At 68.2% G+C, this 11,457-nt stretch carries 11 protein-coding genes; 3 read left to right on the forward strand and 8 right to left on the reverse strand.

The features are described 5' to 3' along the window. Window positions 1–98 precede the first annotated feature (98 nt). The 7 genes from AB0I81_RS63455 to AB0I81_RS63485 all read right to left on the reverse strand — a co-directional run bounded on the left by AB0I81_RS63455 (window position 99) and on the right by AB0I81_RS63485 (window position 7,526). Entirely contained in the window at window positions 99–851 is a 753-nt protein-coding gene (locus AB0I81_RS63455) for a succinate dehydrogenase/fumarate reductase iron-sulfur subunit (protein ID WP_360680472.1), read from the reverse strand. Then, window positions 848–2,752, reverse strand: coding sequence for a fumarate reductase/succinate dehydrogenase flavoprotein subunit (locus tag AB0I81_RS63460; protein WP_360680475.1), 1,905 nt, complete (start codon window positions 2,750–2,752; stop codon window positions 848–850). Before AB0I81_RS63460 ends, AB0I81_RS63455 begins: the two co-directional genes overlap by 4 nt. A 12-nt stretch (window positions 2,753–2,764) precedes the next feature. After that, window positions 2,765–3,550, reverse strand: coding sequence for a hypothetical protein (locus AB0I81_RS63465; RefSeq protein ID WP_360680478.1), 786 nt, complete (start codon window positions 3,548–3,550; stop codon window positions 2,765–2,767). Between the two features lie 201 nt (window positions 3,551–3,751). Further along, window positions 3,752–4,192, reverse strand: coding sequence for a response regulator (locus tag AB0I81_RS63470; RefSeq protein ID WP_360680479.1), 441 nt, complete (start codon window positions 4,190–4,192; stop codon window positions 3,752–3,754). Next, window positions 4,189–5,433 carry an ATP-binding protein gene (locus AB0I81_RS63475; protein ID WP_360680482.1) on the reverse strand — a complete coding sequence of 415 codons (1,245 nt, stop codon included), beginning with the start codon at window positions 5,431–5,433 and terminating at the stop codon, window positions 4,189–4,191. The genes AB0I81_RS63470 and AB0I81_RS63475 overlap by 4 nt, the downstream gene beginning before the upstream one ends. Next, window positions 5,430–6,536: a fused response regulator/phosphatase gene (locus AB0I81_RS63480; protein WP_360680485.1), complete on the reverse strand. Its 1,107-nt coding sequence runs from the start codon at window positions 6,534–6,536 to the stop codon at window positions 5,430–5,432. Before AB0I81_RS63480 ends, AB0I81_RS63475 begins: the two co-directional genes overlap by 4 nt. Before the next feature lie 60 nt (window positions 6,537–6,596). Next, window positions 6,597–7,526, reverse strand: a complete 930-nt coding sequence (locus tag AB0I81_RS63485; RefSeq protein WP_360680488.1) for a LysR substrate-binding domain-containing protein — start codon at window positions 7,524–7,526, stop codon at window positions 6,597–6,599. Between the two features lie 134 nt (window positions 7,527–7,660). On the opposite strand from AB0I81_RS63485, the gene AB0I81_RS63490 reads away from it, so the two are divergent. From AB0I81_RS63490 to AB0I81_RS63500, 3 genes are read left to right on the forward strand one after another with little or no spacing between them, the layout of a single operon-like run. Next, a complete protein-coding gene (locus tag AB0I81_RS63490; RefSeq protein ID WP_360680491.1) occupies window positions 7,661–8,413 on the forward strand; it encodes a succinate dehydrogenase cytochrome b subunit in 753 nt (250 codons plus the stop codon). Next, complete coding sequence (locus AB0I81_RS63495) at window positions 8,410–10,332, forward strand: fumarate reductase/succinate dehydrogenase flavoprotein subunit (RefSeq protein ID WP_360680493.1); 1,923 nt, start codon at window positions 8,410–8,412, stop codon at window positions 10,330–10,332. Before AB0I81_RS63490 ends, AB0I81_RS63495 begins: the two co-directional genes overlap by 4 nt. Continuing rightward, window positions 10,329–11,069, forward strand: coding sequence for a succinate dehydrogenase/fumarate reductase iron-sulfur subunit (locus tag AB0I81_RS63500; RefSeq protein ID WP_360680496.1), 741 nt, complete (start codon window positions 10,329–10,331; stop codon window positions 11,067–11,069). Before AB0I81_RS63495 ends, AB0I81_RS63500 begins: the two co-directional genes overlap by 4 nt. A 175-nt stretch (window positions 11,070–11,244) precedes the next feature. Here the strand turns inward: AB0I81_RS63500 and AB0I81_RS63505 are convergent. Continuing rightward, window positions 11,245–11,457, reverse strand: a 213-nt coding sequence (locus AB0I81_RS63505; protein WP_360680498.1) for a hypothetical protein, incomplete at its 5' end; no start/stop codon positions are given.

The following is an 11,457-nucleotide window of genomic DNA, read 5'->3' on the forward strand; positions in this document are numbered from 1 at the left end:
GGGCTCAGAACCACGGCTTGACGAACCGCCGGATGCGGGCCCGCATGTCCGGTGGTGTGAGAGGAGGGTGAGGCGACCTCACCCTCCTACTCGATCGCTCACTTGCCGCGCCGCAGGATCTTGTTGCCCAGCCACACCAGCGGGTCGTACTTGCGGTCCACCACGCGCTCCTTCATCGGGATCAGCGCGTTGTCGGTGATCTTGATGTGCTCGGGGCAGACCTCGGTGCAGCACTTGGTGATGTTGCAGTAGCCGAGCCCGTGCTCCTGCTGGGCCTCCTCCTGCCGGTCCGCCACGTCGTACGGGTGCATGTCCAGCTCGGCGATCCGCATGAGGAAACGCGGACCGGAGAAGTTGGTCTTGTTCTCCTCGTGGTCGCGGATCACGTGGCAGACGTTGTTGCACATGAAGCACTCGATGCACTTGCGGAACTCCTGCGAGCGCTCGACGTCGACCTGCTTCATCCGGTACTCGCCGGGCCGTACGGAGCTCGGCGGTGTGAAGGAGGGGACCTCCCTGGCCTTCTGGTAGTTGTAGGAGACGTCGGTGACCAGGTCCTTGATGACCGGGAACGTCCGCATGGGGGTGACCGTGATGGTCTCGTCCTCCTCGAAGGTGGACATGCGGGTCATGCAGCCGAGCCGCGGCTTGCCGTTGATCTCCATGCTGCACGAGCCGCACTTGCCGGCCTTGCAGTTCCACCGCACCGCCAGATCGGGCGCCTGCGTGGCCTGGAGGCGGTGGATGATGTCGAGAACGACCTCGCCCTCGTTCACCTCGACGGTGAAGTCCTCGAGTTTGCCCTCGCCGCCCTCACCGCGCCAGACCTTGAACTTTGCCTTGTAACTCATGACTTCTTCGCTATCCCGTCGAACTCGGCGATCTCTTCGTCGGTGAGGTACTTCTTCAGCTCGTCCCGGTCGAACAGGGTGATCAGGTCGTCGCGCATGCTCGGCTGGAGTTGTACCTCGACCTTGACCTTCGAGCCGTCCTCGGTGGAGCAGACGAGCAGCTTGCGGCGCCACTGCGGGTTCATCCCCGGGTGGTCGTCGCGGGTGTGCCCGCCGCGGCTCTCCTCGCGCAGGAGCGCGGCGCGTGCCACGCACTCCGAGACCAGCACCATGTTGCGCAGGTCGATCGCGAGGTGCCAGCCGGGGTTGTAGATGCGCGTACCGGCCGCGCCGACCAGGCGCACGCGCTCCTTGAGCTTCTCGACGACCTCCAGGGCCTCGGAGACCTCCTCGGCCTTGCGGATGATGCCGACCAGCTCGTTCATCGTCCGCTGGAGCTCGTGGTGCACCTCGTACGGGTTCTCGCCGCCGCGCTCCAGCGGCGCCAGCGCCTCCTGCCTGGCCTCCTCCACCTGCTCGGAGAGCACCTGGGGCCGGCTCGCGAGCGAGTCCACGTACGCCGCCGCGCCCGCCCCCGCCCGCCGGCCGAACACCAGCAGGTCCGACAGCGAGTTGCCGCCCAGCCGGTTGGAGCCGTGCATGCCGCCGGAGACCTCACCGGCCGCGAACAGGCCGGGCACGGCCGCCGCGCCGCTGTCGGCGTCCACCTCGACGCCGCCCATGATGTAGTGGCAGGTCGGGCCCACCTGCATGGGTTCGGCGGTGATGTCCACGTCGGCCAGTTCCTTGAACTGGTGGTGCATCGACGGCAGCCGCCTCTTGATCTCCTCGGCGGGCAGCCGGGTGGAGACGTCGAGGAAGACGCCGCCCTGCGGTGATCCGCGCCCGGCCTTCACCTCGGCGTTGATCGCGCGGGCCACCTCGTCACGCGGCAGCAGCTCGGGCGGGCGCCGGTTGTTGGCCTGGTCGGTGTACCAGCGGTCACCCTCCTCCTCCGTGGTGGCGTACTTGTCCTTGAAGACGTCGGGGATGTAGTCGAACATGAAGCGCTTGCCCTCGGAGTTGCGCAGCACCCCGCCGTCGCCGCGGACGGACTCGGTGACGAGGATGCCGCGCACGGACGGCGGCCAGACCATCCCGGTGGGGTGGAACTGGATGAACTCCATGTTGATCAGGTTCGCGCCGGCGAGCAGGGCCAGGGCGTGACCGTCGCCGGTGTACTCCCAGGAGTTGGAGGTCACGACGTAGGATTTGCCGATGCCGCCGGTGGCCAGGACCACGGAAGGGGCGTCGAAGAGCACGAAGTTGCCGGTCTCGCGCCAGTAGCCGAACGCGCCGGAGATCGCGTCCCCGTCCTTGAGCAGCCGCGTGACCGTGCACTCGGCGAAGACCTTGATGTAGGCCTCGTAGTCGCCGTGCGTCTCGTAGTCCTCCTGCTGGAGCGCTACAACGCGCTGCTGCAGCGTACGGATCAGCTCCAGCCCGGTACGGTCGCCCACATGCGCCAGCCGCGGGTACTCGTGCCCGCCGAAGTTCCGCTGGCTGATCCTGCCGTCCTTGGTGCGGTCGAACAGCGCGCCCCACGCCTCCAGCTCCCAGACGCGGTCGGGAGCCTCCTTGGCGTGCAGTTCGGCCATCCGCCAGTTGTTGAGGAACTTGCCGCCGCGCATGGTGTCACGGAAGTGCACCATCCAGTTGTCGTCGGAGTTGACGTTGCCCATCGCGGCGGCGGCGCCGCCCTCGGCCATGACCGTGTGCGCCTTGCCGAACAGCGACTTGCACACGATCGCCGTCCTCTTGCCCTGCTGGCGGGCCTCGATCGCGGCCCGCAGGCCGGCCCCGCCCGCGCCGATGACGACGACGTCGTACTCGTGGCGCTCTGTGTTGTGCGTGTTTTCCACTGAAAGCTGTCCTTACGCGAAGGGGAAGTTGATGATGCCCTTGGCCACCAGGCGGACGTACAGGTCGGCGCCCATGACCGAGAACATCGAGGCCCACGCGAGGGGTTGGTGCTTGGCGTTGAGCTTGGAGACGAAGCCCCAGGCCCGGTAGCGCAGCGGGTGACGGGAGAAGTGGTTGAGCCTGCCCGCGACGATGTGCCGGCAGGAGTGGCACGACAGCGTGTAGGCGTTGATCAGGATCGCGTTGACGACCAGGATCCAGGTGCCCAGTCCGAGCGGCTTGTGGATGAGCGCCAGGACGGCGTCGTAGGCGAGGATGAGGCCGATCACGATGGCCCCGTAGAAGAAGTACCTGTGGATGTTCTGCAGGATGAGGGGGAATCGCCGCTCACCGGTGTACTTGCCGTGCGGCTCCTGCACCGCGCAGGCCGGGGGAGACAACCAGAACGAGCGGTAGTAGGACTTGCGGTAGTAGTAGCAGGTCAGCCGGAACCCGCCGGGCAGTCCCAGGATGAGCAGGCCGGGCGGCAGGGTGTACCAGTCGCCGATCGGCGTCCACCCGAGGAACGTCGCGCCCGGCTCACAGATGGACGCCAGGCAGGGCGAGGCGAACGGGGCTATGTAGGGCTCGACGAAGTAGCTGTTGTCGATGATCGCCCATACACCGTAGATGAGGAACGAGGCCAGCCCCAGGAATGTCAGGAGCGGGGCCAGCCACCATCTGTCTGTACGCAGCGTGCGCACCTTGACTTGCGCACGCTGCCGTCGGACCGGAGCGTCGGGCGTCGTCTGGGTCATCGGGGACCTCTCCACCTCCCGCGGACCCGTCGCGCAGGGGTCCGGGTGTTCGTTTCGCTTGGCGCGCTCACACGGCGGGAATCCGCTCGGGCGCGCATTGGTGGGGGATACGTTACGACGACAGGATCGCGATTTGTGAGCGGGGTCACTCACTTTTTCGATGACTGACTGTGATTCCTGTCACCATCGGGCGTCAGACTGCTACCCCTGGGCCGGCAACTTCACCACAGTCACGAAGAAATCATCTATTTGCCGGACAACACGGATAAATGCCTCAAAATCCACCGGTTTCGATACATATGCGTTCGCGTGGAGCCGGTAGCTGTGCAAGATGTCCTCCTCCGCCTCGGAGGTCGTCAGGATCACCACCGGGATCGTCCGCAACTCGATGTCGGCCTTGACCTCCCTCAACACCTCCAGCCCGCTCATCCTGGGCAGGTTGAGGTCCAGCAGGATCAGGTCGGGGCGCTGGGCGTGCGCGAAGCCGGACTGGCGGCGCAGGTACGCCATCGCCTGCTCGCCGTCGTTGACCACGTTGAGGCGGTTGCGCACCTTGTTGAGATCGAAAGCCTCCCTGGTGAGGACGATGTCCGCCTGGTCGTCCTCGACCAGCAGCACCTCGATCGGGCGCCACAGGGTCATCGCCGGCCCCTCGACACGGGAAGCGTCCACCGGAACGTGGCACCGTGAGCGTCAGGATCCGTGCCGCTGGGAGCGTGGGGATCCGGGCCGCCGAGAGTGTCGGGATCCATGGCGTCGCGCACGTCGGTATCCATGGCCCCGTGAGCGTCGGGGTCCGGGCCGCCGTCGAGCCACAGGTGACCGCCGTGGTACTCGACGATCTTCCGGCACAGGGCCAGGCCGATGCCGGTGCCCGGATACACGTCGCGCGGATGCAGCCGCTGGAAGATCAGGAAGATGCGGTCGGCGTACTTGGCCTCCACCCCGATGCCGTTGTCGGAGCAGTGGAACTCCCACATGTCGCCGTCCCGCCTGACCCCGATGTGCACCCGCGGCGGCTCCTCGGAGCGGAACTTGATGGCGTTCTCGATCAGGTTCTGGAAGAGCTGGGTGAGCTGCGTCTGGTCGCCGTTGACCCGGGGCAGCTCGTCCCGGGTGACGGTGGTCTCGGTGTCCTCGATCGCGGCCGAGAGGTTCTCCAGCGCCCGGTCCAGCGCCGCGCCCGACTCCACCGGCCCCTTGCCGCCGGTGACCCGGCCGACCCTGGAGAAGTCGAGCAGGTCGTTGATCAGCAGTTGCATGCGTTTGGCCCCGTCCACCGCGTAGTGGATGTACTGCTTGGCCCGGTCGTCGAGCTGTGTGCCGTAGCGCTGCTCCAGCATCTGGGTGAAGCTGGCGACCTTGCGCAGCGGCTCCTGCAGGTCGTGGCTGGCCACGTACGCGAACTGCTCCAGGTCCCCGTTCGACCTGCGCAACTCGTCGGCCTGGTCGGAGGCCACCCGCCAGGCCGTGACGATGCGGGCGCGCATGGAGTCGATGTGGCTGGACAACTCCGCCAGCTCCGCCGGGCGGTTGACGTGCAGGTCGTGGTCGAAGTCGCCGCCGGCTACCGTACGGACCTGTTCGGTGAGCTGGCGGATGGGCTTGAGCACGGTGTAGCGCACCATGACGCCCAGCCCGATGCCCCAGGCCAGTTGCAGGGCGAAGAGCACGATGAGGACCACGTTCAGGTGGTCGAGGTCGGCGGCCACGTCCGGCCGGGGGTCGAGCGCCCTCGCCTCGCTGATCAGCACCATGACCACGATGACCCCGGCGGCGAAGGTCACCACGGCCAGCGCGCCGACCAGCAGGAACCAGCGGCCGGCCGGCAGCCTGCCCAGTCCGGTCGGCTTCTTGGGAGGCGGCAGGGGATGGATGCTCATGTGCTCCTCCTCCGCACCATGACCACCGCCAGGTCGTCGCTCAGCGTGCCCACGTGCGTGATGAGCCGGTCGAGGTCGATGGTGCCGTGCTCGCGTACGAGGTCGACCAGGCCGTCCACGCCGAGCGATCCGCTGGGCTCGCCCACGGCGGCCTCGATCAGGCCGTCGGTGTAGAGCATCATGGTCCACTTCTCGCCCAGCGGTACGTCGATCACCCGCCACTCCGCGTCGGGGAAGATCCCGAGCGGCGGCCCCGAGGGGGTGCCGTCCACCACCTCGACGCCCTCGGCGCGCACCAGGACCGGCGGCGGGTGGCCGACCACGCGCATGCGGGCGTGGCTGAGGTCGGCGGTGATGGTGGCCGTGCAGAGCGTGGTGAAGATCTCCGGGGCCTTGCGCTCGGCCCGCAGCAGGGCGTCGAGCGTGCGCAGCAGCGTGTCGCCCGTCTGCCCGGCCAGCACCAGCGTGCGCCAGGCGATGCGCAGCGCCACGCCGAGCGCGGCCTCGTCGGGGCCGTGCCCGCACACGTCGCCGATCACGAGGTGCACCGCGCCGTCCGGCGTCTGCACGGTGTCGAAGAAGTCGCCGGCCAGCGTGCCGCCGCTGCCCGGCAGGTAGCGGGTCACGTGCTCGATCGACGTGGTACGCAGCAGCGGCCCCGGCAGCAGGGCACTCTCCAGCCTGCGGTTCTCCTTGGCCGTCAGCTCCACCTGAACGAGCTTGCGCTGGGCCAGGTCGGCGCGTTTGCGCTCCATCGCGTACCGGATGGACCTGGCCAGCAGCCGCGCGTCCACCTCGCCCTTGACCAGGTAGTCCTGGGCGCCCGACTGCACGGCCGTGACGCCCACGTGCGCGTCGCTGACCCCGGTGAGCACCAGTACGGCGGCGTGCGGCGGCGCCACCGCCAGCACCTCCTCCAGCGCCTCCAGATGGCTGGCGTCGGGCAGGTTGAGGTCCACGAGCACGCACTGGACGGTGGCGGTCAGCTTCCTCCTGGCCTCCCGCAGGCTCCGCGCCCGCGAGATCCTGGGCGGCGCCATGGCCTGTTTGAGCAACTCCTCAACGAGGAAGGCGTCGCCGTCATCGTCTTCGATGAGAAGCAAAGTCAGCGTTTCCGAGAGATTTGCCGTCAAAACGCCTCTTCGGGAGCGGGGCCACTGCGTTCATTCTGCGATGAGCGCAACCCCTTGTGGAAGCGTGCCGTCATGACCGGCCTCGACGACGAACGACAGCAGGGTCTCCCTGAACGCCTGCGCGGCCCTGGTCGGCTCGACGTCCTTGCGGTGGGCCAGCGCGACCGTACGGCTGAGCCCCGGCGGCGCCAGCGGCGTGCCCTGCAGCCCGGGACGCCCGTCGAGCACCATCGACGGCACCACGGCCACCCCGAGGCCCGCCTCCACGAAGCGCAGCACCGCGTCCATCTCGCCGCCCTGCACGGCGAACCTGGGCTCGAACCCGGCCTGCCGGCACGCCGCCAGCGTGGCCTCGCGCAGGTCGTAGCCGCGCCTGAACATCACCATCGGCCTCCCGCGCAACTCGTCGATGCGCAGGTAGGGCCGTTTGACGTGCTCGTGGGACGGCGAGACCACCACGAGGTTCTCCCGCAGGATCTCCTCGGTCACCAGCGCGGGGTCGTCGCTCTGCAGCGGCATGATGATCAGCGACAGGTCGAGCGCGCCCCTGGCCAGCGCCCTGACCAGGTCGCGCGAGCCGCCCTCCTCCACCATCAGCTCGATGCCGGGGTAGGAGCGGTGGAAGCGGGCCAGCGCGTCGGCCAGCAGGCCCGCGCAGAGTGACGGGGTGGCCCCCAGGCGTACCCGGCCGCGGCGCAGCCCGGCGAGCTGGGCGACCTCCTGCCTGGCGGTGTCGGAGTCGGCCAGGATGCGGCGGGCGAGCGGCAGCAGCGCCTCGCCGGCCGCGGTCAGCGTGACGTTGCCGCGCGCCCGCGAGAACAGCCGGGCGCCGAGATCGTCCTCCAGCGCCTTGATCTGTTTGCTGAGCGACGGCTGGGCGACCCGCATGCGCTCGGCCGCCTGGGTGAAGTGCCGGGTCTCCGCCACCGCCACGAAGTACGCGAGCTGCTGGAACTGCATGTGATTTTCCTCGCACCGGCGCGGTGTAAGGCAGCCATAAAACCCGCGCCTTCCCACATCATAGCCGCAGGCTATCGAAACCAGGCGTGTGATGACTTGGACGGATCATCGCTGGTTACCTAGCGTCTGAAGACGTGACTGCCACGATAGAGCGCGGGGCCGCTACCGCGCCTGTTACCGCCCCCGCCAAGAAGACGCCGCAGCGGAAGAAGCCAGGCGGCTTCCTGAGCTCGTCCAACGGCAAGAAGGTCGTGATGGCCGTCACGGGCGCCGTGATGGTGCTCTTCCTCATCGGCCACATGCTCGGCAACCTCAAGATCTTCATCAGCCGTGACTCCTTCAACGAGTACGCCCACGCGCTGCGCACCCTTCTTGAGCCCCTCGCGCCCTACCGCACGCTGCTGACGATCGTGGAGATCGTGCTCGTGGCGTCGGTCGTGCTGCACATGTGGGCCGCGATCTCGCTCTCCCGCCGCGCCGGCAAGGCCAGGCCCGTCAAGTACGTGGCCAAGAAGTCGCAGGCCAAGGGCTACTCCACACACATCATGCGGTGGGGCGGCGTGACGATCGTGCTCTTCGTGATCTGGCACCTGCTCGACCTGACCTTCGGCGTCGTCAACCCCAAGGGCTTCGACTCGGCGCCCGCCGACCGGATGATCGCCGGCTTCGACGCGTCCCGCTGGTGGGTCACGCTCATCTACTTCGTGGCCGTCGTCATGGTCGGCCTGCACCTGCGGCACGGCATCTGGAGCGCCTTCCAGACGCTCGGCTGGGCCAACCGGGACCGCAACAAGGTCCTGCGCGCCACCGCCGGACTGGTCTCGGCCGTCCTGGTCGTCGGCTTCCTGGCCCCGCCCCTCGCGATCACGTTCGGAGTTGTCAAGTGAAGTACACCGAAGGTCCCACGATCAGGGACACCAGGGCACCCGAGGGGCCCATCGAGGATCGCTGGGAGAAGCGCAAGTTCGGCGCCAAGCTGGTCAACCCGGCCAACAAGCGCAAGCTCAACGTGATCGTGGTCGGCACCGGCCTGGCGGGCGGCTCGGCCGCCGCGACGCTGGGTGAGCTGGGCTACAACGTCAAGTCCTTCTGCTACCAGGACTCGCCCCGCCGCGCGCACTCCATCGCCGCGCAGGGCGGGATCAACGCCGCGAAGAACTACCGCGGCGACGGCGACTCGATCTACCGCCTCTTCTACGACACCGTGAAGGGCGGCGACTTCCGCGCCCGCGAGTCGAACGTCTACCGCCTGGCCCAGGTCTCGGTGAACATCATCGACCAGGCCGTGGCGCAGGGGGTGCCGTTCGCCCGCGAGTACGGCGGCCTGCTCGACACCCGCTCGTTCGGCGGCGCCCAGGTCTCCCGGACCTTCTACGCCCGTGGCCAGACGGGGCAGCAGTTGCTGCTGGGCGCGTACCAGGCGCTGGAGCGGCAGGTCGCGGCCGGGACCGTGGAGATGCACACCCGGCACGAGATGCTCGACGTGATCGTCTCCGACGGGCGGGCGCGCGGCGTCATCGTGCGCGACATGGTGACCGGCGAGATCGAGCGCCACCTGGCCGACGCCGTGGTGCTGGCCACCGGCGGCTACGGGAACGTGTTCTTCCTGTCCACGAACGCCAAGGGCTGCAACACCACCGCGATCTGGCGGGCGCACGAGCGCGGGGCGTACTTCGCCAACCCCTGCTACACGCAGATCCACCCGACCTGCATCCCGGTGTCGGGCGAGTACCAGTCGAAGCTCACGCTCATGTCGGAGTCGCTGCGCAACGACGGCCGCGTGTGGGTGCCGCTGCGCAAGAACGACGAGCGCGCCCCCGGGGACATCCCGGAGGAGGAGCGCGACTACTACCTGGAGCGCATCTACCCGAGCTTCGGCAACCTGGTCCCGCGTGACATCGCCTCCCGCGCCGCCAAGAACGTGTGCGACGAGGGCCGCGGCGTCGGACCCGGCGGCCTCGGGGTCTATCTCGACTTCAGGGACGCCATCAACCGGCTCGGCCGCGACGCGGTGGAGAAGAAGTACGGCAACCTGTTCGAGATGTACGAGCGCATCACCGGCGAGAACCCGTACGACGTGCCGATGCGCATCTACCCCGCCGTGCACTACACGATGGGCGGGCTGTGGGTGGACTACGACCTGCAGTCCTCGATCCCCGGCCTGTTCGTCATCGGCGAGGCCAACTTCTCCGACCATGGCGCCAACCGCCTCGGCGCGTCCGCGCTGATGCAGGGCCTGGCCGACGGATATTTCGTGCTTCCGACCACGATCGGTGACTACCTGGCCGCCGGCCCGTTCGGGGACGTGGACGAGGAGGCCGTCGCCGAGGCCGAGATCAAGGTCCGTAACAAGGTCGACCGCCTGCTCGCCGTCAACGGCACCCGCACGCCCGACTCCTTCCACCGCGAGCTCGGCAAGCTCATGTGGGACTACTGCGGCATGGAGCGCACCGAGGAGTCCCTGCGCAAGGCGCTGGACCGCATCCCCGAGCTGCGTCAGGAGTTCTGGGAGAACGTCAAGGTGACCGGCACCGCCGAGGAGCTCAACCAGACGCTGGAGAAGGCCGGCCGCGTCGCCGACTTCTTCGACCTGGCCGAGCTCATGTGCCTGGACGCGCTGGTCCGTACGGAGTCCTGCGGCGGCCACTTCCGCGCCGAGTCCCAGGACGCCGACGGCGAGGCGCTGCGCGACGACGACAACTTCGCGCACGTCTCCGCCTGGGAGCACACTCCCGACGGGCCGGTGCTGCACAAGGAAGAGCTCGAGTACGAGTACGTCAAGATGACCCAGCGGAGCTACAAGTGAACCTGACCCTGCGCGTATGGCGCCAGAGCGGCCCCGACGACAAGGGCCGTATGGTGACGTACAAGGTGGAGGACGTCTCTCCGGACATGTCGTTCCTGGAGATGCTGGACGTCCTCAACGAGCGCCTCATCCTGGAGGGCGACGACCCGATCGCCTTCGACCACGACTGCCGCGAGGGCATCTGCGGCATGTGCGGCATGGTCATCAACGGCGTCGCGCACGGCGAGCAGCGCGCCACGACGACCTGTCAGCTGCACATGCGGCACTTCGAGGACGGCGCCGAGATCACCATCGAGCCGTGGCGCGCGGCCCCCTTCCCGGTCGTGAAGGACCTGGTGGTGGACCGCAGCGCCTTCGACCGCATCATCCAGGCGGGCGGCTTCGTCTCGGTCCCGGCCGGTTCCGCCCCGGACGCGCACAGCGTCCCGGTGCGCAAGGAGAACGCCGACGACGCCTTCGACGCGGCGACCTGCATCGGCTGCGGCGCCTGCGTGGCGGCCTGCCCGAACGGCTCGGCCTCCCTCTTCACCGCCGCCAAGATCACCCACCTGAGCCTGCTGCCCCAGGGCCAGCCGGAGCGCCTGACCCGCGCGAAGGCGATGGTGGACCAGATGGACGCGGAGGGCTTCGGCGGCTGCACGAACACCGGCGAGTGCACGGCGGTGTGCCCCAAGGGCATCCCGCTGGACACGATCGCCCAGATGAACAGCGACTACCTGAAGGCCAACGCCAAGTAGCCCGTTCAGTGTGCGGACCCAGGTCCGTTCAGTGTGCGGACCCAGGTCCGTTCAGTGTGCGGACCCAGGTCCGTTCAGTGTGCGGACCCAGGCCCGTTCAGTGTGCGGACCCAGGCGGCCCGCGGACACGAAAACGCCGCCCCTCCTTTCCGGGAGGGGCGGCGTTCCGCGTTGATCAGACCTCTTCGACGCTGCTCGGCTCGCGCCGGGACAGGTCGATACCGAGCTCCTCCGCGGCGCGGAAGACGTCCTCGTCGGTGTCACGCATCTCGATGGACATACCGTCGGTGGACAGCACCTCGACGTTGAGGCACAGCGACTGCATTTCCTTGATGAGCACCTTGAAGGACTCGGGGATGCCCGGCTCGGGAATGTTCTCGCCCTTGAC

Source organism: Nonomuraea sp. NPDC050404, assembly GCF_040655495.1.
Classification (GTDB): Bacteria; Actinomycetota; Actinomycetes; order Streptosporangiales; family Streptosporangiaceae; genus Nonomuraea.

Bases quoted from the DNA above. Each gene is read 5' to 3' on its own strand.
- AB0I81_RS63455 (WP_360680472.1), bottom strand. From the start codon at position 851: ATGAGTTACAAGGCAAAGTTCAAGGTCTGGCGCGGTGAGGGCGGCGAG.
- AB0I81_RS63465 (WP_360680478.1), bottom strand. From the start codon at position 3,550: ATGACCCAGACGACGCCCGACGCTCCGGTCCGACGGCAGCGTGCGCAA.
- AB0I81_RS63470 (WP_360680479.1), bottom strand. From the start codon at position 4,192: ATGACCCTGTGGCGCCCGATCGAGGTGCTGCTGGTCGAGGACGACCAG.
- AB0I81_RS63475 (WP_360680482.1), bottom strand. From the start codon at position 5,433: ATGAGCATCCATCCCCTGCCGCCTCCCAAGAAGCCGACCGGACTGGGC.
- AB0I81_RS63485 (WP_360680488.1), bottom strand. From the start codon at position 7,526: ATGCAGTTCCAGCAGCTCGCGTACTTCGTGGCGGTGGCGGAGACCCGG.